Genomic DNA, 22,660 nt, shown 5'->3' with positions numbered 1-22,660 from the left:
AGCTGGAGTAGCCGATTCGATTTTGGCCGGCTTCGTTCCCGGAACCATCGGCGTGCTCGATGCTCACCCGCCAATACGCACCGGACGGACTCAGCCCGGGCGTGAGCCGAATGCGGTGGTAGCCACGCATGTGTAGCGCCTGCACACCCTGCAATATCCGCAGGGGCGTAGCGAACATCACGAGCTGTTCGATCTTCCGGGATGTCTCCTTGTCGATCGCCACCAAACGGACGTCTTCGACCATCGTCGTGGCCGACGAAACCGTCTCAGCGGCAATCATCATTGCGTCATGGAGTGGCCAGCCGTAGATGCCCGCACTGATCAACGGGAAGGCCACGGTGCGCGCGCCGAGTTCGTCGGCGACTTCGATGCAGCGGCGGTAGCAGGACCGCAACAACTCCGGATCACGTTGGCCCGCGCGGTAATTCGGCCCGACGGTGTGGATCACCCAACGGGCCGGAAGCGCTCCGGCGGTCGTCCAGCCGGCGTCACCGGTGGCCAGACCGTCGGGGAAGCGGTCGATGCAGTCCCGCAGCACGGCCGGTCCGCCGGCCCGGTGAATCGCACCGTCGACGCCACCGCCGCCACGCATGGCGTTGTTGGCGGCATTGACGATCGCATCGACATCCTGCTGGGTGATATCGCCGAGGACTGCGGTGATGCGGAGCATGACAGCAGTATCCCCGCGCTACTCGTCGACCCGGAACCTCTTGATCCGGGCCGCGGCGCCGGACACCAACTCCACCCGCGACTTCGGCACCCCGAAATGCTCGGCGAGCACCCGGATCACCGCGGTGTTGGCCTTGCCGTCCACGGCCTGCTCACGGACGTAGACAACCAAGGTGCCGTCGTCGTCGGTCTCGACCAACGGCCCTTTGCGGCTGCCTGGCTTGACGCGGACCGAAATCATCACTGCCCCAGCGTGCAGAAAATCCCGGGGAATGGGAAATTCCTCGGGATTTTCTGCACGTTCGGCGGCCCGGAAAACTAGCGCGCGACGATCACCGACGAACCGTGGCCGAACAGGCCCTGGTTCGCGGTCACGCCCACGCGGGCGCCTTCGACCTGGCGGCCGGTGGCTTGACCCTTCAGCTGCCAGGTCAGCTCACACACCTGCGCGATGGCCTGGGCCGGGATGGCCTCACCGAAGCAGGCCAGACCACCCGACGCGTTGACCGGTACCCGGCCGCCGATGGTGGTGGCACCGGAGCGCAGCAGCTGCTCGCCCTCGCCCTTGGCGCACAGGCCGAGGTGCTCGTACCAGTCGAGCTCGAGAGCGGTCGACAGGTCGTAGACCTCCGCGAGGTTGACGTCGTCGGGGCCGATGCCGGCCTCGGCGTACGCCGCATCGAGGATCTGGTCCTTGAACACCCGGTCCGGTCCGGCGATGGCCGCGGTGGAATCCGTTGCGATGTCCGGCAATTCGGGCAGGTGCTGCGGGTACTGCGGGGTGACGGTGCTGATCGCGCGCACCGACGGCACGCCGTCGAGCGAGCCGAGGTGCTTGCGCGCGAATTCGGCGCTGGCCACGATCAGCGCGGCGGCGCCGTCCGAGGTGGCGCAGATGTCCAGCTGGCGCAGCGGGTCGGAGACGACCGGGCTGGCCAGCACGTCCTCGACCGAAGCTTCCTTGTGGTAGCGGGCATTCGGGTTGTTCAGACCGTGCTTGGAGTTCTTCACCTTGATCTGGGCGAAGTCCTCGGACGTGGCGCCGTAGAGGTCCATGCGGCGGCGAGCCAGCAGGGCGAAGTACACCGGGTTCATGGCGCCCAGCAGGTGGAAGCGCTGCCAGTCGGGATCGTTCTTGCGCTCGCCACCGACCGGGGCGAAGGCGCCCTTCGGTGTGGTGTCGGCGCCGATGACCAGCGCGACGTCGCAGAAGCCGGCCAGGATGTGCGCGCGGGCGCTCTGCAGGGCCTGCGAGCCGCTGGCACACGCGGCATACGACGACGAGACCGGCACGCCGTTCCAGCCCAGCTTCTGGGCGAAGGTCGAACCGGCGATGAAGCCGGGGTAGCCGTTGCGGATGGTGTCGGCACCGGCGACCAGCTGGATCTGACGCCAGTCCAGGCCGGCCTCGGCCAGCGCGGCGCGGGCGGCGACGACGCCGTACTCGGTGAAGTCACGGCCCCACTTGCCCCACGGGTGCATGCCCGCACCGAGGATGTACAAGGGATCTGGAGTGCTCATTTGGCGATCTCCCAGGCGTAGGTGGTCCGCTCGACGCCATCGGCATCGGTGTACAGCGGCATCGTCGTCAGTTCCATCTCCATGCCGACCTTGAGGTCCGCGGCGAGCGTGCCCTCGACGACCTTGCCCAGCACGATGAGGCCTTCGGCCTCCAGCTGGACGGCGGCGATGGCGAACGGCTCGAACGGATCAGACGCCGGGTACGGCGCCGGCGGGGGATACCGGTTTTCGGTGTAGCTCCATACCGTGCCGCGGCGCGACAACGCGACGGGCTCAAGCACGTCACTGTCGCAAGCCGGGCTGGGGCAGTTGTTGGCGCGGGGCGGGAAGACATATGTCCCGCACTGCGGGCACTTGGCCCCGATGAGGTGCGGCGCACCGCTCTCGTCGGTGTCCCACCAACCTTCGATTGCCGGCTGACTCCCGGCGTCCGTCACTCCTGGCACCAGCTCAGAGTAACCGGCGACCGGAAGAAACTGAAACGTGTTGCAGTTCTGTCCCGGACACCGGGAAAGCATCTTGAATCGCTTGAAGTGTACGAAACGGTTTCGTACACTTCGACCATGGTGCGAGGAGCTGAGCGGGAACAGGCGGTGCTGGCCGCGACGGCCGAGTTGCTCGTGGAGCGGGGTTACGCGGCATTGACCACCGATGCGGTGGCCGTGCGAGCCGGCGCCAGCAAGGCGACCATCTATCGCCGCTGGCCGAACAAGGCTCAACTCGTCCGCGCGACACTTGACGCCGCGGATGCCGCCCGGAACGCGTCGATGCCGGATACCGGGGCGTTGCGCAGTGACCTGTTCGCGGTCATGGAGGCAATCGCCGCGAATGTCGCCGATCCGTTGACGCGGGTGACGGCCGAACTCGCGACGCTCATGCGCCACGACGAACAACTCGCGGAGGCCATCCGCCAGCATCTCGACAAGGAAGAACTCTCGCCCTTCCATGACGCGCTGCAGCGCGCCATCGCGCGGGGGGACATCGCGGCCGACACCGACGTCGAGCTGGTCCACGATGTGGCCGAGGCGCTGATCTTGCGGCAGATGCATCTCGACCGACCTGTCGACGCCGCTTTCAGCGCGCGGCTCATCGATGACGTGCTACTGCCACTGTTGGGCGGTGCGCGATGACAGTGGTGATCGCCGGCGCGGGCCCGACGGGATTGACCCTCGCCATCGAACTGGCTCGGCGTGGCGTCGCGTGCCGGGTGCTGGACCGGGCGCCGACGCAGTTCCCGGGTTCGCGCGGCAAGGGGCTGCAGCCGCGCACGCTCGAGGTGTTCGACGACCTTGGTGTGATCGGCGCTGTGCTCGCGGCCGGCGAGGCCTTTCCGCCCATGCGGCTGTACCGCGGCGCAGAGGTCGTCTGGACCAAGCCGATCTACGAGCTGCTGGGTCTGCCCGAACTCGCGGCCACCCCGGCGGTGCCGTATCCGTTCACCTGGTTGATCCCGCAGTGGCGCACCGACCAGATCCTGGCAGCGCGGTTCGCTGAACTCGGCGGGATCATCGAATTCAGCACCGCGGTAACAGGTTTCGAGCAAGACGACGACGGTGTGATCGTGCGGACCGATCGAGGGCCCATCCGTGCCGACTACCTCGTCGGCGCCGACGGCGGTCGCAGCACGGTGCGCAAGGTGTCCGGCGTCGAGTTCCTCGGCGGTGCGCTGACCGAAGAACGCATCATCGTCGGCGACGTCCGGGCCACCGGGCTCGACGGCCGGTGCTGTCACCTGCTCACCGGCGACGGCGACCAGTCCAAGCGGTTCTCGTTGTGGAACCTGCCTGGCACCGAGCACTACCAACTGGTGGTCACCATGGCGCCGGGCGAGGACCCGCCCGCACTGACCCTGGCCGGCATGCAGGAACTACTCCACGAGCGCTCGGGGCGACGAGACGTGGTGCTGTCGGACCTGCGGTGGATTTCGGAGTACCGCGTGAATCTGCTGATGGCGCAACAGTTCCGGATGGGCCGGGTGCTGCTGGCCGGCGACGCCGCCCACGTCCATTCGCCGGCCGGGGGACAGGGCGTCAACACCGGGGTGCAGGACGCCTACAACCTCGGCTGGAAGTTGGCTGCGGTGCTGGTCGGCGCGCCCGACGAACTGTTGGACAGCTACGCGGCCGAACGGATGCCGGTCGCGGCGAACGTGCTGCAGCTCAGTGGTGCGCTGCATCGTCAGGGTTTCGGTTCGACCGGACCGGCGCCGTCGGCGATCCATCAGTTGGACATCAGTTACCGGGGCGGCCCGCTTGCGGGCGACGGACACGGGCCGGGCGTGCTACAGGCCGGCGACCGGGCGCCCGACGGGCTGTTGTCGGACGGTCGCCGATTGTTCGACGTGTTCCGTGGGCCGCACTGGACCGTGCTCGAATTCGGCGGAGCGGCAGTCGATTTCGGTGTCCCGCAGCTACGTCTGGCGCCGGGCGCTGACTACGACGTGCCCGCCGGCTCATACGTGCTGGTACGGCCGGACGGGCACATCGCGGCGATCACCGACCGGCCGGAGCTGATCCGCGAACAGCTGGGCCGCTGCGCGTGCTTGTCGCGGTCTCGGTCCGGTATTGCGTGGTGACCCGTGCCAATTCCGTTGAGGTCCGCGCCGCTCCCGCGACGTGCATCTCGCGATTGGCGGCGATCACGTCAGCGGTCTCGGTGCGCCGCGCCTGCTCGTAGCTGCGCAACCCGGCGACGCCGTGGGTCGCCAGTTCATCGGCGAGCACGCGTGCGTCCACGATCGACTGCGACGCACCGTTGGCCCCGACGGGGTACATCGGGTGAGCGGCGTCGCCGAGCAGCGTCACCAGCCCGTCGCCCCAGTGCGGCAACGGGTCCTTGTCGACCATGGGGTAACTGAACATCGCCGGGCTGTGGCCGATCAGCGCGTCCACGCCGAGCCAGTTCAGGTCCCAGTCGGACACGTGCGGCAAGACGTCGTTCGCCTTCGCGGGCGCGTTCCACTTTGCGTCGCCCTGCAGTGGGCCGGGTTGCCCGGTGGGGACCTGCAGCACCCAGTTCACCTGACCGCCGCCGATGGGATAGGTGATGAGATCAACGCCGTTGTCGGCCTTGATGATTGCCATGGTGTGCCCGTCCAGGAACGGCGTGATGTCGCTGGCCCCGCGGTACATCGTGATGCCCGATGACAGCAACGGGTCGGAGCCCGGATGCAGCTCCGCGCGCACCACTGAATTGATGCCGTCGGCGCCGATCAGTGCTGCACCGGCGACCGAGCCGGCCGTCGTTTCCGCGACGACGCCGTCGGCGCGCTGCCGGAATCCGGTGATCCCGCTGCCGGTGCGCACCGCGCCGTCGCCGAGGCGTTCGCGCACCGCGGCCAGCAGCATCATCTGCAGCCGGCCGCGGTGTACCGACAGCTGCGGGTAGGCATCGCCCGCCGCGAGCCCCCGCGGTTCGGTGAACAGCAGGTCGCCGCGGTGGCTGTAGAAGCGGATCGACGACGGCGCCACGGCCATCGCGTTCAACTGGTCGCCTAGGCCGAGCGCGGTGAGTTCGCGCACCGCGTGCGGCAGCAGGTTGATCCCGACACCGAGCGGCTGCAGGTCGTGCGCACGCTCGAGAACGACCGCGTCGAATCCCCGGGCGTGCAGGGTCAGGGCTGTGGTGAGTCCGCCGATACCGGCGCCGGCGATGAGTAGCTGTGTCATGAGTCCAGCCTCGGGGCGGCAGAACTATAAGTCCAATACCGATATGGTCCGCAAACTATAATCATCAGTTATGGAACTACGGCAGCTTGAGTACTTCGTCGCGGTTGCCGAGGAAGCCAACTTCACCCGGGCTGCCGAACGCATCCACGTCGCGCAGCCCGCGGTCAGTGCGCAGATCGCCAAGCTGGAGCGCGAGTTGGGGGAGCCGTTGTTCGATCGCGCTCGACGTGAGGTTCAGCTGACCGCGGCGGGGCAGGCGGTGTTGCCGCACGCGCGGGCGGCCCTGGCCGCGGCCGCCGATGCGCGCACGGCGGTGGCCGAACTCAGCGACCTCGTGCGGGGGTCCGTGACCATCGGCACGGTCACCGCGCACGATGTCGACATGCCGAGCCTGCTGGCTCAGTTCCACGAGGCGCACCCGCACGTCGACATCACGCTCAGCACCGCCAATTCGGACGCGCTGATCGAGGGCATCCGCACCGGGCAGTTGGACGCGGCCATCGTGTCGGTCGGCGCCGAACTGCCGTCCGGGCTCGCGGCCGTGGTGGTCACCGACCAGCCGATCGTGGCTGCGGTCGCGCTCGATGATCCGTGGCACGGTCGCCGCACCCTGCGGCTGGAGGACCTGGCCGGCCGCGCCGTCATCGCGCTGCCCGTCGGCGCCGGGATCCGGAACCAGTTCGACCGGGCCTGCGCCGACTGCGGCGTCGACGTGCACGTCGCGTTCGAGGCGAGCACCCCGCATGCCCTGGCCGACCTCGCCGCGCGGGGTTTGGGGGTCGCGGTATTGCCGCAATCGATGGTGCGGTCACGCGCCGATCTGCACCTCATCACGCTGATGCCGGCGCTGCGCGGGCGGCTGGTGTTCGCGTGGCGGGCCGGCGGGCCGATGAGCCCCGCGGCCCGCGAGCTGGTGAACATGGCGCGGCGGTTACTGGCTGTCGGTGCGGCTGAATAGAGTTAGGGCCGTGAGCCCCATCGCAACGGACGCCCCGCCCACCACCAAGCCAACGTTGATGCTGCTGGACGGCAATTCACTGGCGTTCCGGGCGTTCTACGCGCTGCCCGCCGAGAACTTCAAGACCCAGGGCGGGCTGACCACCAACGCGGTCTACGGCTTCACCGCCATGCTCATCAACCTGCTGCGCGACGAGAAGCCGTCGCACGTCGCCGCCGCGTTCGACGTGTCCCGCAAGACCTTCCGTAAAGAGAAGTACCCGGAGTACAAGGAGGGGCGTGCCGCCACTCCCGACGAGTTCCGCGGCCAGATCGACATCACCAAAGAGGTGCTGGGGGCGCTCGGCATCGTGGTGCTGGCCGAGGAGGGTTTCGAGGCCGACGACCTGATCGCGACGCTGGCCACCCAGGCCCAGGCGGAGGACTTCCGGGTGCTGGTCGTCACCGGCGACCGCGACTCGCTGCAGCTCGTCAGCGACGACGTCACAGTTCTGTACCCCAAGAAGGGCGTCAGCGACCTGCACCGCTTCACCCCGGACGCGGTCGTCGAGAAGTACGGGCTCACCCCGACGCAGTACCCGGATTTCGCGGCCCTGCGCGGCGACCCGAGCGACAACCTGCCCGGCATCCCCGGCGTCGGCGAGAAGACCGCGGCCAAATGGATCAACCAGTACGGTTCGCTGCAGGCTCTGGTCGACCACGTCGACGAGGTCAAAGGCAAGGTCGGCGACTCGCTGCGCGCCAACCTCTCCAACGTCATCCTCAATCGCGAGTTGACCGACCTGGTCAAGGACGTACCGCTGCCGCACACCCCGGAGGGGCTGCGGGTGCAGCCCTGGGACCGCGACCGCATCCACCAACTGTTCGACGACCTGGAATTCCGGGTGCTGCGTGACCGGTTGTTCGAGACCCTGTCGCCGGTGGAGCCCGAGGTCGAACTCGGCTTCGACGTGCGCGGCGGCCTGCTCGAGCCGGGCACCCTGGCGGCCTGGCTCGCCGAGCACAGCAACGGCAGCCGCTTCGGCATGGCCGTGGGCGGCACGCACAAGGCGTTCGATGCGGATGCCACCGCGGTCGCCATCGTGTCGGCCAGCGGTGAAGGCGTCTACATCGACACCGCGCGCCTGGACGCCGAGGACGAAGCCGCGCTGGCGTCCTGGCTCGCCGACCCCGGCCCGCCGAAGGCGCTGCACGAGGCCAAGCTGGCGTGGCATGACCTGCTGGGCCGCGGCTGGCAGCTCGCCGGCGTCACCTCCGACACCGCGCTGGCCGCCTACCTGGTCCGTCCCGGGCAGCGCAGCTTCGCCCTCGACGACCTGTCGGTCCGCTATCTGGGCCGGGAACTGCGCGCGGAAGGCAAAGAACAGCAACAGCTTTCGCTGCTCGATGATCCCGATGAGGTGGACGACGCAGCCATCCAGGCCCTGATCGTCCGGGCTGCGGCCGTCGGCGATCTGGCCGACGCGCTGGATGTGGAACTCGCCCGGATCGACTCGCTGGCGCTGCTCGGCCAGATGGAGCTGCCGGTGCAGCGGGCACTCGCCGAGATGGAAGAGGCGGGCATCGCCGTCGACATCGAACTGCTCGGCCGCCTGCAGAGCCAGTTCGCCGACCAGATCCGCGACGCCGCCGAGGCGGCCTATGCGGCAATCGGTGAGCAGATCAACCTGGGCTCGCCCAAGCAACTCCAGGTGGTGCTGTTCGACAAGCTCGAGATGCCGAAGACCAAGCGCACCAAGACCGGCTACACCACGGATGCCGATGCGCTGCAATCACTTCTGGACAAGACCGGGCATCCGTTCCTGCAGCATCTGCTGGCGCACCGCGACGCTACCCGGCTCAAGGTCACCGTCGACGGGCTGCTCAACGCGGTGGCATCGGACGGCCGGATTCACACCACCTTCAACCAGACCATCGCGGCCACCGGCCGGTTGTCGTCGACCGAGCCGAATCTGCAGAACATCCCGATCCGCACCGAGGCCGGCCGGCAGATTCGCGAAGCCTTCGTCGTGGGCAAGGGCTTCACCGAGCTCATGACGGCCGACTACAGCCAGATCGAGATGCGCATCATGGCGCATCTGTCACAAGACGAAGGCCTCATTGAAGCTTTTAATACCGGCGAGGACCTGCACACCTTCGTCGCGTCGCGCGCTTTCGGTGTGCCGAGCGAAGAGGTGACCGCTGAGCTGCGCCGTCGGGTCAAGGCCATGTCCTACGGCCTGGCCTACGGCTTGTCGGCCTACGGGCTGGCGTCGCAGCTCAAGATCTCGACCGAAGAAGCCAAGCAGCAGATGGACCAGTACTTCGACCGGTTCGGCGGGGTGCGCGACTATCTGCACTCGGTCGTCGAACAGGCCCGCAAGGACGGGTACACCTCGACGGTGCTCGGACGCCGGCGCTACCTGCCCGAACTCGACAGCAGCAACCGCAACGTCCGCGAGGCCGCCGAGCGGGCCGCGCTCAACGCACCTATCCAGGGCAGCGCCGCCGACATCATCAAGGTCGCGATGATCAATGTCGACAGCGCCATGAAGGATGCCGGGCTGAAGTCGCGGGTCCTGCTGCAGGTGCACGACGAGTTGCTGTTCGAAGTGGCCGATGGCGAGCGGGACACGCTCGAGGCCCTGGTGCGCGAACAGATGGGCAGCGCCTACCCACTGGACGTGCCACTCGAGGTGTCGGTCGGTTACGGCACCAGCTGGGATGCTGCCGCCCACTAAGCGTCGGCGGCCAGGCCCAGACCCAGCGCGACGAGGATCGCGCCCATGGCACGTTCGATGCGCTGACGGATGTGGGTGCGGCTCAGGACGTTTCGGGCCCGATCCGCGGCGAGGACGATGCCGACGCACCACGACGTGTCGATGACCAGCTGGATGGCGGCGAGCACCAGCAGCGTCGGCAGCACCGGGCCGCTGGTCGGCAGGAACTGGGGGAGCACCACGATGCCGAAGGCCGCGGCCTTCGGGTTGGCCGCGATGGACACCAGCGCCGCGCGGAATGCCGCGGCCGGGGTCCGTCCGCGCGGTGGCAGGGCCACCGCCATGTCGGTGGGGTGTTTCGCGCTGCGCCACGCACTGATGCCGAGCCAGATCATGATCGCGGCCCCGACGACGTGTAGCGCCAACGACAGCCAGTGGTTGGCCGTCAGCAGGATCGACAGTCCGCCGCCACCGGCCAGCGTCCAACCGCAGATACCGATCTCATTGCCGACGACGGCCGCCAGGCCGGCCTTGCGGCCGTCGCGCACCGAGCGGTGCAGGAACAGCGCCGTCGCCGGTCCAGGCAGCGCGGCCAGGATCACCGACGCGACGAGGAACGCCGGCAGGACGTCGAGAAGATGCGCGAGCATGCCAGTCACACCGCCCGGTAGTTGGCCAACCACTGCAGCACCGGGGCCTGCGCCCGGGTGGCGGTCAGCCAGTACGCCTCCTCGGCGTGCAGTTGATAGGTCTGCTGGTCGGCCAGGCCCCGGTCGATGCGGTCCCGAACGAACGCCAAGTCGACGACTTGCACGGCGAATTCCTTCACCGATTTCCCGGCCGCGGCGCCGCCGAACCGTGCTGCGGCGGCGATCGCGCCCTTGCGGGTGCGCATCGAGCCGAGCCACGTCGCCTCGTTCGGGGTGATCAGGCCGGAGGCGACGAGCCCGGGCAGCTTCTCGGCGACCACCCGCTGTTCGCGGCGGCGGCCCAGCACCCCGGTGACGATGGCCAACGTGAAGATCGGCACCATCCAGAACAGGTAGACCGCGAAATAGGCCCCGGCGCCAACGACGGTCGAGCCGTTCCACAACATGTGCATGACCACCGCGGCGAGGTAGCCGAGTCCGATGTACAGCACCTTCGCACCGGCGCCGCGGTGCTGCAGCGCGAGGTACACGCCGATGCCGGTCATGCTGGTGAACAGCGGATGCGCGAAGGGGCCCATGATCAGCCGCAGCGCGGCGGTCAGCAGCGAATGCGAGATCGTCTCGCCCATGGCGATGTAGAAGATGTTCTCCAGCCACGCGAAGCCCGCGGCCACGAAACCGGCATAGACCAGGCAGTCGGTCAGCGAGTTGAGTTCGTTGCGGCGCCGGCCCGTCATCATCAGCAGCAGGAACACACCCTTGGCCGCCTCTTCGATGACCGGCGCGCCGATGGCCATCGCCGCGAAGCCGTCCTTGCCCAGCAGGGGTGTCGACATCGTTTCCAGGGCCACCGAGATGACGACGCTGATCGAGGCGCCCCAGACGAACGCGAAGATCAGCAGCCGCGGCGGCTCGGGCTCCCACCGGTCGAACCACAGGTAGGTCAGCAGGACCAGCGCCGTCGCGATGCTGGCCAGCACGAACCCGATGGTCATGCCGATCGGGTTGGTGAGGGTGGTCAGAATCAGCAGGCAACCGACGAGCACACCGAGTCCGATGATCACGCCGAGCGGCGCACCGACCTTGCGGATTCGCCGCGGCATCGGCGCCAGATACGGGTACGGCGGCGGTACAGGCGACGGGGCGGGATACACGACACGCAGGATATCGGCCCGGAACGACATTCCCCTGCAGCGGAGTAGACCGCGTTTGGCCTGCGTCTACGGGTCTAGTACCCTCAACAAGTACCTGTGTCCACATGGGCTACGGGTGCGTGTGAAACGTCCGGCGGCAACGCCGCGACGCGTCATGAAACACAAACCATTCTGTCCCTACGATTCAACCTGTCCGGAGCCACCCAACACATGCCAAGTCCCTCCATCACCTCGCCGCAAGTAGCCATCAACGACATTGGCTCGGCCGAGGACTTTCTCGCCGCTATCGACAAGACCATCAAGTACTTCAACGATGGCGACATCGTCGAAGGGACCATCGTCAAGGTGGACCGCGATGAGGTTCTGCTCGACATCGGTTACAAGACCGAAGGTGTCATTCCTTCTCGCGAACTTTCCATCAAGCACGACGTCGACCCCAACGAGGTCGTTTCCGTGGGCGATGAGGTCGAAGCCCTCGTTCTCACCAAGGAGGACAAGGAAGGCCGCCTGATCCTGTCCAAGAAGCGGGCTCAGTACGAGCGCGCCTGGGGCACCATCGAGGAGCTCAAGGAGAAGGACGAGGCCGTCAAGGGCACCGTCATCGAGGTCGTCAAGGGCGGCCTGATCCTCGACATCGGCCTGCGCGGCTTCCTGCCCGCATCGCTCGTCGAGATGCGCCGTGTCCGCGATCTGCAGCCGTACATCGGCAAGGAGATCGAGGCCAAGATCATCGAGCTCGACAAGAACCGCAACAACGTGGTCCTGTCGCGTCGTGCCTGGCTGGAGCAGACCCAGTCCGAGGTTCGCAGCGAGTTCCTCAACCAGCTCACCAAGGGCGCCATCCGCAAGGGTGTCGTGTCCTCGATCGTCAACTTCGGCGCGTTCGTCGACCTGGGCGGCGTGGACGGCCTGGTGCACGTCTCGGAGCTGTCCTGGAAGCACATCGATCACCCGTCCGAGGTGGTTCAGGTGGGCGACGAGGTCACCGTCGAGGTGCTCGACGTCGACATGGACCGCGAGCGGGTTTCGCTGTCGCTCAAGGCGACTCAGGAAGACCCGTGGCGCCACTTCGCCCGCACCCACGCGATCGGCCAGATCGTCCCGGGCAAGGTCACCAAGCTGGTGCCGTTCGGTGCGTTCGTCCGCGTCGAAGAGGGCATCGAGGGCCTGGTGCACATCTCGGAGCTGTCCGAGCGCCACGTCGAGGTCCCGGACCAGGTGGTCCAGGTCGGCGACGACGCGATGGTCAAGGTCATCGACATCGACCTGGAGCGTCGCCGCATCTCGCTGAGCCTCAAGCAGGCCAACGAGGACTACACCGAGGAGTTCGACCCGTCGAAGTACGGCATGGCCGACAGCTACGACGAGCAGGGCAACTACATCTTCCCCGAGGGCTTCGACGCCGACAGCAACGAATGGCTGGAAGGCTTCGAGAAGCAGCGTGACGAGTGGGAGGCCCGGTACGCCGAGGCCGAGCGTCGCCACAAGATGCACACCGCCCAGATGGAGAAGTTCGCCGCGGCCGACGCCGAGGCAGCTGCCCGTCCGGCGACCAGCGGTTCGTCCTCGCGTTCCGAGGAGTCGACCGGTGGCACCCTGGCCAGCGACGCCCAGCTGGCGGCGCTGCGCGAGAAGCTCGCCGGCAACGCCTAAGTAGTTCAACAAACGCCCCGACTCGCTTGGCGAGTCGGGGCGTTTGTCGTTTCCGGGCCTCGAACGTGAAGACGATCGCGAAGATTCGGCGAAAACTCGCGATCTACTTCACGTTCGCGGGTGCCTGATCTCATTCAAAAGCGCCCTGACAGACTGTCCCGGTGCTTCGTATCGGACTGAGCGGCGGCATCGGCGCCGGAAAATCCACTGTGTCATCGACCTTCGCGGCCGCGGGCGGCATCATCGTCGACGGCGACGTCATCGCCCGTGAGGTGGTGGAGCCCGGCACCGAGGGCCTGGCCGCCCTGGTCAAGGCGTTCGGCGAGGACATCCTGTTGCCTGACGGTTCGCTCAACCGGCCGGCGCTGGCCGCGGTGGCGTTCAGCGACGAGGAGAAGCGCAAGACCCTCAACGGCATCGTGCACCCGCTCGTCGGCAAGCGCCGTGCCGAGCTCATCGACGCCGCGCCGGTGGGTTCTGTTGTGGTGGAAGACATTCCGTTGCTCGTCGAGTCGCAGATGGCGCCACTGTTCCCGTTGGTCGTGATGGTGCACGCCGAGGAAGATGTGCGCGTCGCGCGACTGATCGAGTACCGCGGCTTCTCGGAGGACGACGCCCGCGCGCGGATCGCGGCGCAGGCGACCATCGAACAGCGGCAGGCCGTAGCGGACGTCTGGCTGGACAACCACGGCAGTGCCGAGGAACTGGCTGCCAAGGCCCGTGAGCTGTGGGAGCAGCGGATCGTTCCGTTCGCACGCAACGTGCAATCCGGGGTACCGGCCACCGTCGCGCCGGCGGTGGTGTCGTATGACGAGACGTGGCCCGAGCAGGCCAGCCGGATCGTGGCCCGGCTGAGCACCACGTGCGGGCACCGGGCGGTGCGGGTCGATCACATCGGGTCGACAGCGGTGCCGGATCTGGACGCCAAGGACGTCATCGACATCCAGGTGACCGTGCAGTCGCTGGAGGTGGCCGACGAGCTCACCGACCTACTGTTGACGGCCGGCTACCCGCGGAACGCGGACATCACCGATGACGTCGCGAAGGACGACGCCCGCAGCACCGTCGCCGAATTCGACCATTCCGACGACAAGGCCCTGTGGCAGAAGCGTTTTCACGCCTCGGCCGATCCCGGACGACCGACGAACGTGCACATCCGGGTCGACGGTTGGCCCGGGCAGCAGTTCGCGTTGCTGTTCCTGGCGTGGATCGCCGCCAACCCGGAAGAGCGCCTCGAGTACCTCGCCCTCAAGCACGACGCGATGGCCGCCGCGCCGGCCACCAGCGGGGAATACGCCGACGCCAAGGAGCCCTGGCTCGCCGGCGCATACCGACGGGCCTGGGCCTGGGCTGACGAAACCGGTTGGCGCCCTTAGCGCGCAGCCGCTGCAGCAGCCGGTGCCGGTGTCGCGGGGGTGCCGGGCAGTTCGGCGCTGTACTGCTGGCTGGGATCGAAGTCGGTCACGGAACCACAGCTCAGGACGCCGTAGCCGGGGTCCTGGCGCTGCGGTGTCAGACGCGGGGCGACGAACTGGTCGGCCTGGGCCACGATCTCGTCGTCGACCAGGATCTCGCAGTGCAGGCTGGCTGAGTACGGCCACTGGATCGACACCTGCATACCGGCGTTCGCCGGGGAGTTGAGGACAGCGGACGCCTCGAACATCTCGCCGGGAAGCAGTGACGGCGTCGCCGAATTGAGCTGGGTATCGGTGAGCCGGTAGGTCACCAGCGTGCCGCGGGACACCCCGTCGATCCGGGCCCGATAGGTGACGTTGTGCGGCCCCGGGCTGGGCGGCGCGCTGTCGCCGGCCGGAACCGCCGGTGCAGGCGGGGCGGGGGGCGCCGGGTCTGCGGCCGACGTCGCGGCGAAAAACAGGGGGGTGCTCGTGACCACTGCGGTGGCGCACGCCAGCGATGCCGCGGCCATCCGTCCGCGCCTGATCGATGTCATGGTTGTTGACATTACCTGTTGCGCCAGGTCAGTGGCATACCGAGACTGGCTAGCCAATCACCCAGCTGGTAGTCGTGCCGGGCCAACCCGTCGATGGCGGCGGTCGCTGTGGTGATGGCGCGTTCACCGTCGTCGGTGCTCACCAGGTGGTGACGTACCGCGTCGAGTAGCTCGTCGACGTCCTCCAGTTCGACGCCGACCCCGGACCGCACCACCAGGTCCAGGTAGTGGTCCTCGGACGTCCAGACTCGTTCGCCGGCGGTGAACCGGCCGACGTCGAGGTAGAAGTCCTGGTCGCGCTCGTGCCCGGGATTGAAATGGAAGATGCTGGCACGCAGGCCGATCGAGGGCAGCAGCCACGACTCCAGGTAGTGGAACTGCGGCCGGCCGGGGGTGGGACGCGCCATGTAGAGGCCCCACGGCTCGACTCGGTACACGTCGACAGCCCGCACGATGCCCTTGGGATCGGTATTCGTGCCGGCGGTCAGATTGAACGTTTCATGCTTTGGCGGGTGGATAGCCTGAGTCTATGGTGCTGAGCGTCAAGGGGACGAGATACTCGGCGCCTGAGCGGGTGCGGGCCGCGTGGCGCCGGGTGCGGTCGGGTTCGTGCGCCCGCAGACGGTGTTCTGGAACACCCCGTTGATGTACTCATCGCTGCAGTACTCGCCGCCGGAGAGGTAGTCGCAGGTCGATTTGCGATCGTTGCCGACCATCGTCGTTCCGTAGACGCCACCCAGATCAGGGTCCTGGCACTCGGACTTGATCCTTGCTTCGGATATTGGTTTCGGAGTCGGATTCTTCGGCGTGGCGACGGCGGGCACCGCGAGAGCAAAAGCCGCTATAAGGGCGGTTGCTGTCGCGATTGTGGTGCGCAGGGTGGTCTGCATGGCGATTCCTCATTCCTGAATGGCGGACAGCTGAGAGATCGCTGCGTGGTTACAGTGTGAACCTTGACCAGCGGCAATGCTATGGGCGGTTTTGTGGCGTCATCGCGTCGGCGAAACGCCACGGAGGACGATGTCGGTGCCCGCCTCTACCCTGGTATCCATGGCCTTCGCGACCGAATACCCCGTCCTCGCGCACTCGGAGCACCGGCCGGTCGACGCCATGGTGCGGGCCGGCAACAAGTTCGAAGTGGTCAGCCCGTATGACCCGGCGGGCGACCAGCCTGCGGCCATCGAGGATCTCGAACGGCGCATCAGGGCGGGGGAGCGTGACGTGGTGCTGCTCGGCGCCACCGGTACCGGCAAGTCGGCGACCACCGCCTGGTTGATCGAGCGGCTGCAGCGTCCCACGCTGGTGATGGCGCCCAACAAGACGCTGGCCGCACAGCTGGCCAACGAGTTGCGGGAGATGTTGCCGCACAACGCCGTTGAGTACTTCGTCTCGTACTACGACTACTACCAGCCCGAGGCGTACATCGCCCAGACGGACACCTACATCGAGAAGGACAGCTCGATCAACGACGACGTCGAGCGGCTGCGGCACTCGGCGACGTCCAGCCTGCTGTCACGCCGCGACGTCGTGGTGGTGGCGTCGGTGTCGTGCATCTACGGCCTCGGTACCCCGCAGTCGTACATGGACCGGTCCGTCGAACTGAAGGTCGGCGACGACGTGCCGCGTGACGGTCTGCTGCGCCTGCTCGTCGATATCCAGTACAAGCGCAACGACGTGGCGTTCACCCGCGGCACGTTCCGGGTGCGCGGCGACACTCTCGAGATCATCCCGTCCTACGAGGAACTCGCGGTGCGCGTCGAGTTCTTCGGCGACGAGGTCGAGGCGCTGTACTACCTGCACCCGCTGACCGGTGACGTGGTGCGCAAGGTCGATTCGCTGCGTATCTTCCCGGCGACCCACTATGTGGCCGGGCCCGAGCGGATGGCCATGGCGATCTCGACCATCGAGCAGGAGCTGGAAGAGCGGCTGGCGCAGCTGGAGGGCCAGGGCAAGCTGCTGGAGGCGCAGCGGCTGCGGATGCGCACCAACTACGACGTCGAGATGATGAAGCAGGTCGGGTTCTGCTCGGGCATCGAGAACTACTCGCGGCACATCGACGGTCGCGCCGCGGGCTCGGCGCCGGCGACGCTGCTGGACTACTTCCCGGACGACTTCCTGCTCGTCATCGACGAGTCGCACGTCACGGTGCCGCAGATCGGCGCCATGTACGAGGGCGACATGTCTCGCAAGCGCAACCTGGTCGACTTCGGTTTCCGGCTGCCGTCGGCAGTCGATAACCGGCCGCTGACCTGGGAGGAGTTCGCCGACCGCATCGGGCAGACGGTGTACCTGTCGGCGACGCCCGGCTCCTACGAGATGGCCCAGTCCGGCGGCGAGTTCGTCGAGCAGGTCATCCGGCCGACGGGCCTGGTCGACCCCGAGATCGTCGTCAAACCGACCAAGGGCCAGATCGACGACCTCATCGGCGAAATCCGCAAGCGCACCGAGCGCGACGAGCGCGTGCTGGTCACCACCCTGACCAAGAAGATGGCCGAGGACCTCACCGACTATCTGCTCGAGACGGGCATCCGGGTGCGGTACCTGCATTCCGAGGTGGACACCTTGCGCCGCGTGGAACTGCTGCGTCAGCTGCGGCTGGGCGACTATGACGTCCTGGTCGGCATCAACCTGCTCCGCGAGGGCCTGGACCTGCCCGAGGTGTCGCTGGTCGCGATCCTCGACGCCGACAAGGAGGGCTTCCTGCGCTCGGCGCGAAGCCTCATCCAGACCATTGGCCGCGCGGCGCGCAACGTGTCCGGCGAGGTGCACATGTACGCCGACAAGATCACCGACTCCATGCAGGCGGCCATCGAGGAGACCGAACGTCGCCGCGCCAAGCAGGTCGCCTACAACGAGGAGAACGGCATCGACCCGCAGCCACTGCGGAAGAAGATCGCCGACATCCTCGACCAGGTGTACCGCGAGGCGGAAGACACCGAAACCGTCGAAATCGGCGGTTCGGGCCGCAACGCCTCCCGTGGTCGCCGGGCCCAGGGCGAGCCGGGGCGGGCAGTCAGCGCAGGCATCGTCGAGGGCCGCGACACCGCGAACATGCCGCGGGCTGAGCTGGCGGACCTGATCAAGGACCTCACCGCGCAGATGATGAACGCGGCACGGGATCTGCAGTTCGAGCTCGCGGCCCGCATTCGTGACGAGGTGGCCGACCTGAAGAAGGAGCTGCGCGGGATGGATGCGGCCGGGCTGAAATGACCGCTCCTTGACCTCAACCGTGGTTGAGCCTCTAGCGTCGCCGACGTGACCGACACGCACGCCGGAACCGTGACCGCAGGCAGCTGGCGGGAGCTGCTCGGTCCCAAGTATCTGGGTGCGTCGACGGTGCTGGCCGGCGGTGTTGCGCTGTACGCGACCAACGAGTTCCTGACCATCAGCCTGCTGCCCAGCGCGGTAACCGACATCGGCGGCGGACGGCTGTATGCCTGGGTCACCACGGTGTACCTGGTGGCGTCGGTGATGGCGGCGACGACGGTCAGCGCCATGGTGGCCCGCTTCGGTCCGAGGCAGGCATATGTGTTGGGGTTCAGTGTTTTTGCGCTCGGCAGCGTCGTGTGTGCCCTGGCACCGACCATGGAGGTGATGCTGGCGGGGCGCGTCGTGCAGGGCGCTGCGGGCGGCACGCTGGCCGGGCTGGGCTACGCGGTGATCAATACGGCTCTGCCGCAATCGCTTTGGCCGAAGGCGTCGGCGCTGGTGTCGGCGATGTGGGGTGTCGGGACACTGCTCGGCCCCTCGTCCGGGGGCTTGTTCGCGCAGTTGGGTGTGTGGCGCTGGGCATTCGGCGCGCTGGCCATCCTGACCGTGGCGGTGATGGTCCTAGTGCCGTTGAGTCTGCCGGGCAGGTCCGCCGACCACGTGCGCGTGCCGCTGCGGATTCCGGTGTGGTCGTTGATGATTCTCGGATCGGCGGCCATGGCGATCAGCGTCGCCGGCATCCAGCGCAGCGTGCCGCTCATGGTGGTGCTGCTGGCCGGCGGCGTCGCGCTGGTCGGAGTGTTCGTCGTCGTGGACCGGCGGATGTCCGTGCGCGTACTGCCTCAGACCGCTTACGGGCCGGGCCCGTTCAAGTGGATCTATGTGACCCTGGGCGTGCTGATGGCGGCCACCATGGCCGATATGTACGTGCCGCTCTACGGCCAGCGCCTGGCCGGCCTGGTGCCGTTGACGGCGGGCTTTCTCGCCGTGGCGCTGAGTGTGGGCTGGACGGTCAGCGAGATCGTCAGCGCCTCGGTCACCACACCCGCTCGGGTGGTGCGCATCGTGGCGGTGGCGCCGTTGGTGATGGGGATCGGACTCGGTGCTGCCGCGCTCAGCCAGGTCGATGGCGCCTCACCCGCAGTTGTCGGCGTCTGGGCGCTGTCGCTTCTGGTCACCGGGATCGGCGTCGGCATGGCATGGCCCCACCTGTCGGTGTGGGCCATGGGCCGGGTCGACGATCCCGCGGAAGGGACGGTGGCCGCGGCAGCGATCAACACCGTTCAGCTGATCTGCGGAGCTTTTGGTGCCGGGCTGGCCGGCATCGTCGTCAACACGGTAGATCGGCCCGACGCAGTCGGCGCCAGTTGGTTGTTCGCGGTATTCGCCGGCTTGGCTGCGCTGGGGTGTGTGGCGTCGTATCGGGCCGGCCAGGGGAGCCGCAGCTAGCCCACCACGGCGGAATCGCGCTGCTCGGCGCGAGCAGCTTCCCGTGCCAGCAGCCGGTCGCGTTGCTCCTCGAACCTGCTGGCCTGCTTCGACATGGTCTCGAGGTAGGCGGCCAGCTCTTCGCGGCGCTTCTCGCCGCGAGCGGTGAAATCGGTGCGATCGAAGATCTTCCACTGGCGCAGCGGCGGCAGGACGACTTCCTCCAGATGCTGGCGCAGATCGTAGATGCCGTGCTTGGCCATCAGGACGCCGTAACGCCGGAAGTTCGGCATGCCTGTGCCGGGCATCCGGAACTTCTCGATCACCGAGGCGACCGAGTGCAGGGTCTGGTCCGGTGCCAGATCGAGTGCTGCCGCACTCATCTGGCGGTAGAAGATCATGTGCAGGTTCTCATCGGCCGCCACCCGTTGCAGCAGCCGGTCAGCCACCGGGTCGTTGCAGACCTTGCCGGTGTTGCGATGGCTGACTCGGGTGGCCAGCTCCTGGAACGTCGGATACACGATGGCCATCAGCACCCCGGCGCCGATGGCTTCTTCCTCTTCGGCGGTCGGCGCAAATCCGTTGGCTACGTGCTCCATCCGGGCTTGCTCCAGTGCCACCGGGTCAACCCCTCGGTTCACCACCAGATAGTCGCGGAGGGCGATGCCGTGCCGGTTCTCTTCGGCGGTCCAGCGGTTGACCCAGGTGCCCCACGCGCTGTCCAGCGACAAATGCGTCATGGCTTCGCGGTGGTAGGACGGCAGGTTGTCTTCGGTGAGCAGGTTGGTGATCATGGCGGCTTTGGCCAGCTCGCTCAGTTGTGACTGCTCGGGATCCCACTCCTCGCCGCCTGCCGCTGCGAAGTTCTTCCCATTGGCCCACGGCACGTAATCATGCGGATACCAGTGCACCGACCTCGACAGATGCTGGTTGAGGGCGTCGGCGGCTACCGGCTCCAGCTCGGCCAAGTAGTCAGAATCAGTCAATTCGCGCGTCATACGTCCCGTCACCCCGTTAGTTCTGCGAAACGTACAGGAACATCGGGTGCCGGCGCGCCTCCGCGTGCGTCAGTCGGGATCTTCTGTGATTTGACGCACACCGATGACCCCTTCGACCTGAGCCAGCACGGCGGCGGCCCCGATGACCCCGGAACCGGCCAGCGTCACCTGGACACCGACGTGGCCAGGTGGCGCCTCGAGGGGTTCGCCGGCGGGGTCGGTCTCCAAGTCGGTGACCTGCCAGTCACGCCGGCCGCACGCCTGCAACACGTCCCGTAGGACACCGCGGTCGTCTGCATAGGTGATGTGGAGCCGGACGGTCGCGCCCAGGCGCGAGGCCAGCCGCCGGGCCAACGGCATGAACCCCACGATGATCAGCAGGTGCATCCCGGTCATCACGCTGGCCAGCAGCAGCAAGCCGGCACCGGCCGCCATGCCGATCGCCGCCGACTCCCACACCGAGGCCGCGGTGGTCAGTCCATGCACCGAGCCCCGGCGCACGATGATGATGCCCGCACCGAGAAAGCCGATGCCCGAGACGATCTGGGCCGCGACGCGGGACGGGTCGACGACCACCAGCCCTGGGGTCAGCACGTCGCCGAAGCCGTACTTGCTCACCAGCATGATCAGCGCCGCTGCCGTGCCGACGATGGTCTGTGTGCGCAAACCAGCGCTCTTGCCCTGGATTTCGCGTTCCAGTCCGATGAGTGAGGTCAGGCCGAACGCGACCACGAGTTCGATGATCTGCCGCGAGCCCTGCCCGGGCCCGCCGAAAAAGGCGGGATCTGCCAGCCATTCCATGGGGGACAAACTAACGCGCTCCGATGACTTTTGGCGGGAGTCGAAGTCTGTCTTATGGAGCCGATATCTGACGAGGAGTGATGCCATGCCCGCGCAACCAACCGCTTACCCCGATGTCGTAACCCGGGAGGAATGGATCGGGGCTCGCACGAAGCTCCTCGCCAGGGAACGGGAGGCGACACATCTGCGCGACGCGGTCAACGCCGAACGCCGTCGGCTGCCGATGGTGAAGATGGAGAAGAACTACGTGTTCGACGGACCCGACGGCGCCGTCAGCTTGCTTGACATGTTCGAGGGTCGCAGCCAGCTCTACATCCACCACTTCATGTGGGTCGACGCGATCGATGCCGGCTGCCCGAGCTGCACCGCCGCGGCCGATCTGACGTTCACCGACGAGGATCGAAAGCTGTTGCACGGCAAGGGTGTCACGTTCGCGTGCGTGTCTCGCGCGCCCTACGCGAGCATCGCCCGGTACCGCGACCAGCACGGCTGGACGTTTCCGTGGTACTCGTCGCGTGACGGCGACTTCACCTACGACTTCCACGTGACGCTCGACCCGGCGCGGGCGCCGATCGAGTACAACTACAAGTCGCTCGGCGAGCTGTACGCCGACGGCTGGACCGACGATGACCTGCGCGGAGACTGGCCCGGTGCGAGCGTCTTTCTGCGCCGCGGCGACGAGGTGTTCCATACCTATTCGGCGTACGCGCGCGGGCTCGATCATTCGGCAGTGGGCTATCCGTTCCTGGATCTGACCCCGTACGGACGTCAGGAGCCGTGGGAGGACTCGCCGGCCGGCTGGCCGCAGGGCGGCCCGGTGGTGGGTCGGCCGGTGGGGGAGTGCTGCGAGGGGTAGTAATCACCGCGATCCCAACCATGGGCACACGCAGCCTCTGCTGGCACTGTGGTCATCAGTGCGGGTGTGGCTGAGTGGCTAGGCACCGGCCTGCAAAGCCGTTCACACGGGTTCGAATCCCGTCACTCGCTCCACTACTGGAGCTCGGGTAGCTGCCACCAGCTCCCGAGCTCCAGGTCGAATGCTGCCGTTTGGCCCGCAAGCCGAGTTGAACCCGCGCGAATACCCCTGAAAGTCGTGATTTTTCAGGGGCATTCCGTTTTGTTCAGTGCGGTGGTGGTTTGTCGTTTTCGCCGGCCTCGCGGGCTGCTTCGCGGGCTGCGTGGCGTCGGTCGGCGGCTTCTTGGCCGGCCGCTATCGCTTGGAGGTCGGCTTCGTTGAGGGCGCGTTCGTAGGCGACGCGCTGGGCTTGGGTCTGGGCGCGGGTGCGGCGCCGGATGGGCAT

Annotated in this window: 20 protein-coding genes, 1 tRNA gene and 2 pseudogenes; 10 read left to right on the top strand and 13 right to left on the bottom strand. The window is 67.3% G+C overall.

Annotated features, from left to right (window positions below):
* Nucleotides 1-184 precede the first annotated feature (184 nt).
* The 4 genes and pseudogenes from TL10_RS13390 to TL10_RS13375 form a co-directional block, all read right to left on the bottom strand.
* Nucleotides 185-670: pseudogene (locus tag TL10_RS13390) on the bottom strand (O-acetyl-ADP-ribose deacetylase); the annotation flags it as partial.
* Between the two features lie 18 nt (nt 671-688).
* Entirely contained in the window at nt 689-910 is a 222-nt protein-coding gene (locus TL10_RS13385) for a DUF167 domain-containing protein (protein WP_043398366.1), read from the bottom strand.
* Between the two features lie 77 nt (nt 911-987).
* Nucleotides 988-2,190, bottom strand: a complete 1,203-nt coding sequence (locus tag TL10_RS13380) for a lipid-transfer protein (protein WP_043398363.1) — start codon at nt 2,188-2,190, stop codon at nt 988-990.
* A complete protein-coding gene (locus TL10_RS13375) occupies nt 2,187-2,636 on the bottom strand; it encodes a Zn-ribbon domain-containing OB-fold protein (RefSeq protein WP_043398549.1) in 450 nt (149 codons plus the stop codon). Before TL10_RS13375 ends, TL10_RS13380 begins: the two co-directional genes overlap by 4 nt.
* Before the next feature lie 117 nt (nt 2,637-2,753).
* Between TL10_RS13375 and TL10_RS13370 the strand changes: the two genes are divergently transcribed.
* Both TL10_RS13370 and TL10_RS13365 read left to right on the top strand, forming a co-directional pair.
* Entirely contained in the window at nt 2,754-3,320 is a 567-nt protein-coding gene (locus tag TL10_RS13370) for a TetR/AcrR family transcriptional regulator (protein ID WP_043986060.1), read from the top strand.
* Entirely contained in the window at nt 3,317-4,765 is a 1,449-nt protein-coding gene (locus tag TL10_RS13365) for an FAD-dependent monooxygenase (RefSeq protein WP_043986007.1), read from the top strand. Before TL10_RS13370 ends, TL10_RS13365 begins: the two co-directional genes overlap by 4 nt.
* Here TL10_RS13365 and TL10_RS13360 read toward each other — a convergent pair.
* Complete coding sequence (locus TL10_RS13360) at nt 4,683-5,858, bottom strand: FAD-dependent monooxygenase (RefSeq protein ID WP_043986006.1); 1,176 nt, start codon at nt 5,856-5,858, stop codon at nt 4,683-4,685. The genes TL10_RS13365 and TL10_RS13360 overlap by 83 nt on opposite strands.
* Nucleotides 5,859-5,928: 70 nt before the next feature.
* Between TL10_RS13360 and TL10_RS13355 the strand changes: the two genes are divergently transcribed.
* Both TL10_RS13355 and polA read left to right on the top strand, forming a co-directional pair.
* Nucleotides 5,929-6,816, top strand: a complete 888-nt coding sequence (locus tag TL10_RS13355) for a LysR family transcriptional regulator (RefSeq protein WP_043986005.1) — start codon at nt 5,929-5,931, stop codon at nt 6,814-6,816.
* Nucleotides 6,817-6,874: 58 nt separating this feature from the next.
* Nucleotides 6,875-9,535, top strand: a complete 2,661-nt coding sequence (gene polA, locus TL10_RS13350) for a DNA polymerase I (protein ID WP_234711446.1) — start codon at nt 6,875-6,877, stop codon at nt 9,533-9,535.
* Here polA and TL10_RS13345 read toward each other — a convergent pair.
* On the bottom strand, nt 9,532-10,164 hold the full coding sequence (locus TL10_RS13345; RefSeq protein WP_043986004.1) for a LysE family translocator: 633 nt from the start codon (nt 10,162-10,164) through the stop codon (nt 9,532-9,534). The genes polA and TL10_RS13345 overlap by 4 nt on opposite strands.
* A 5-nt stretch (nt 10,165-10,169) precedes the next feature.
* Complete coding sequence (locus TL10_RS13340; RefSeq protein WP_043986003.1) at nt 10,170-11,348, bottom strand: PrsW family intramembrane metalloprotease; 1,179 nt, start codon at nt 11,346-11,348, stop codon at nt 10,170-10,172.
* A gap of 180 nt (nt 11,349-11,528) precedes the next feature.
* Between TL10_RS13340 and rpsA the strand changes: the two genes are divergently transcribed.
* Both rpsA and coaE read left to right on the top strand, forming a co-directional pair.
* A complete protein-coding gene (gene rpsA, locus TL10_RS13335; protein ID WP_043399456.1) occupies nt 11,529-12,971 on the top strand; it encodes a 30S ribosomal protein S1 in 1,443 nt (480 codons plus the stop codon).
* A 161-nt stretch (nt 12,972-13,132) separates the two neighbouring features.
* A complete protein-coding gene (gene coaE / locus TL10_RS13330; protein ID WP_043986002.1) occupies nt 13,133-14,347 on the top strand; it encodes a dephospho-CoA kinase in 1,215 nt (404 codons plus the stop codon).
* On the opposite strand, the gene TL10_RS13325 is transcribed toward coaE, so the two are convergent.
* Genes TL10_RS13325 through TL10_RS13315 form a run of 3 tightly spaced genes read right to left on the bottom strand, consistent with a single transcriptional unit; the run spans nt 14,344 to nt 15,812 of the window.
* The gene (locus TL10_RS13325) at nt 14,344-14,922 is read right to left on the bottom strand and encodes a hypothetical protein (protein ID WP_043986001.1); all 579 of its coding nucleotides are present in this window, start codon (nt 14,920-14,922) and stop codon (nt 14,344-14,346) included. The two genes, coaE and TL10_RS13325, sit on opposite strands and share 4 nt — an antisense overlap.
* 11 nt (nt 14,923-14,933) lie before the next feature.
* Nucleotides 14,934-15,440: a ribonuclease FAU-1 family protein gene (locus tag TL10_RS13320; RefSeq protein WP_082067938.1), complete on the bottom strand. Its 507-nt coding sequence runs from the start codon at nt 15,438-15,440 to the stop codon at nt 14,934-14,936.
* Nucleotides 15,441-15,464: 24 nt separating this feature from the next.
* The gene (locus tag TL10_RS13315; RefSeq protein WP_131630739.1) at nt 15,465-15,812 is read right to left on the bottom strand and encodes a hypothetical protein; all 348 of its coding nucleotides are present in this window, start codon (nt 15,810-15,812) and stop codon (nt 15,465-15,467) included.
* A 160-nt stretch (nt 15,813-15,972) separates the two neighbouring features.
* On the opposite strand from TL10_RS13315, the gene uvrB reads away from it, so the two are divergent.
* A complete protein-coding gene (uvrB, locus tag TL10_RS13310) occupies nt 15,973-18,132 on the top strand; it encodes an excinuclease ABC subunit UvrB (protein ID WP_043985998.1) in 2,160 nt (719 codons plus the stop codon).
* A 45-nt stretch (nt 18,133-18,177) separates the two neighbouring features.
* Complete coding sequence (locus tag TL10_RS13305) at nt 18,178-19,581, top strand: MFS transporter (RefSeq protein WP_043985997.1); 1,404 nt, start codon at nt 18,178-18,180, stop codon at nt 19,579-19,581.
* Here TL10_RS13305 and TL10_RS13300 read toward each other — a convergent pair.
* A complete protein-coding gene (locus TL10_RS13300) occupies nt 19,578-20,558 on the bottom strand; it encodes an acyl-ACP desaturase (protein ID WP_043399440.1) in 981 nt (326 codons plus the stop codon). The two genes, TL10_RS13305 and TL10_RS13300, sit on opposite strands and share 4 nt — an antisense overlap.
* A 69-nt stretch (nt 20,559-20,627) precedes the next feature.
* Nucleotides 20,628-21,359: an MgtC/SapB family protein gene (locus tag TL10_RS13295; RefSeq protein ID WP_043985996.1), complete on the bottom strand. Its 732-nt coding sequence runs from the start codon at nt 21,357-21,359 to the stop codon at nt 20,628-20,630.
* Between the two features lie 85 nt (nt 21,360-21,444).
* On the opposite strand from TL10_RS13295, the gene TL10_RS13290 reads away from it, so the two are divergent.
* Both TL10_RS13290 and TL10_RS13285 read left to right on the top strand, forming a co-directional pair.
* Nucleotides 21,445-22,215, top strand: coding sequence for a DUF899 domain-containing protein (locus TL10_RS13290; RefSeq protein ID WP_043985995.1), 771 nt, complete (start codon nt 21,445-21,447; stop codon nt 22,213-22,215).
* Between the two features lie 60 nt (nt 22,216-22,275).
* Nucleotides 22,276-22,349, top strand: a tRNA-Cys gene (locus tag TL10_RS13285).
* A gap of 131 nt (nt 22,350-22,480) precedes the next feature.
* On the opposite strand, the pseudogene TL10_RS13280 reads toward TL10_RS13285, so the two are convergent.
* Nucleotides 22,481-22,660 (bottom strand): annotated as a pseudogene (locus TL10_RS13280) (hypothetical protein); the annotation flags it as partial.

It is taken from the genome of Mycolicibacterium llatzerense (assembly GCF_000878195.1).
GTDB classification, from domain to species: domain Bacteria; phylum Actinomycetota; class Actinomycetes; order Mycobacteriales; family Mycobacteriaceae; genus Mycobacterium; species Mycobacterium llatzerense.
The sequence above is the reverse complement of the archived record's forward strand: the minus strand, read 5'-3'. Positions and strand labels throughout refer to the sequence as shown.

Excerpts from the sequence above, each read along its gene's own strand:
- TL10_RS13385 (WP_043398366.1), bottom strand. The coding sequence starts at position 910 with ATGATTTCGGTCCGCGTCAAGCCAGGCAGCCGCAAAGGGCCGTTGGTC.
- TL10_RS13380 (WP_043398363.1), bottom strand. The coding sequence starts at position 2,190 with ATGAGCACTCCAGATCCCTTGTACATCCTCGGTGCGGGCATGCACCCG.
- TL10_RS13370 (WP_043986060.1), top strand. The coding sequence starts at position 2,754 with ATGGTGCGAGGAGCTGAGCGGGAACAGGCGGTGCTGGCCGCGACGGCC.
- TL10_RS13365 (WP_043986007.1), top strand. The coding sequence starts at position 3,317 with ATGACAGTGGTGATCGCCGGCGCGGGCCCGACGGGATTGACCCTCGCC.
- TL10_RS13360 (WP_043986006.1), bottom strand. The coding sequence starts at position 5,858 with ATGACACAGCTACTCATCGCCGGCGCCGGTATCGGCGGACTCACCACA.
- TL10_RS13355 (WP_043986005.1), top strand. The coding sequence starts at position 5,929 with ATGGAACTACGGCAGCTTGAGTACTTCGTCGCGGTTGCCGAGGAAGCC.
- polA (WP_234711446.1), top strand. The coding sequence starts at position 6,875 with ATGCTGCTGGACGGCAATTCACTGGCGTTCCGGGCGTTCTACGCGCTG.
- TL10_RS13345 (WP_043986004.1), bottom strand. The coding sequence starts at position 10,164 with ATGCTCGCGCATCTTCTCGACGTCCTGCCGGCGTTCCTCGTCGCGTCG.
- TL10_RS13340 (WP_043986003.1), bottom strand. The coding sequence starts at position 11,348 with ATGTCGTTCCGGGCCGATATCCTGCGTGTCGTGTATCCCGCCCCGTCG.
- rpsA (WP_043399456.1), top strand. The coding sequence starts at position 11,529 with ATGCCAAGTCCCTCCATCACCTCGCCGCAAGTAGCCATCAACGACATT.
- TL10_RS13325 (WP_043986001.1), bottom strand. The coding sequence starts at position 14,922 with ATGACATCGATCAGGCGCGGACGGATGGCCGCGGCATCGCTGGCGTGC.
- TL10_RS13315 (WP_131630739.1), bottom strand. The coding sequence starts at position 15,812 with ATGCAGACCACCCTGCGCACCACAATCGCGACAGCAACCGCCCTTATA.
- uvrB (WP_043985998.1), top strand. The coding sequence starts at position 15,973 with ATGGCCTTCGCGACCGAATACCCCGTCCTCGCGCACTCGGAGCACCGG.
- TL10_RS13300 (WP_043399440.1), bottom strand. The coding sequence starts at position 20,558 with ATGACGCGCGAATTGACTGATTCTGACTACTTGGCCGAGCTGGAGCCG.
- TL10_RS13295 (WP_043985996.1), bottom strand. The coding sequence starts at position 21,359 with ATGGAATGGCTGGCAGATCCCGCCTTTTTCGGCGGGCCCGGGCAGGGC.
- TL10_RS13290 (WP_043985995.1), top strand. The coding sequence starts at position 21,445 with ATGCCCGCGCAACCAACCGCTTACCCCGATGTCGTAACCCGGGAGGAA.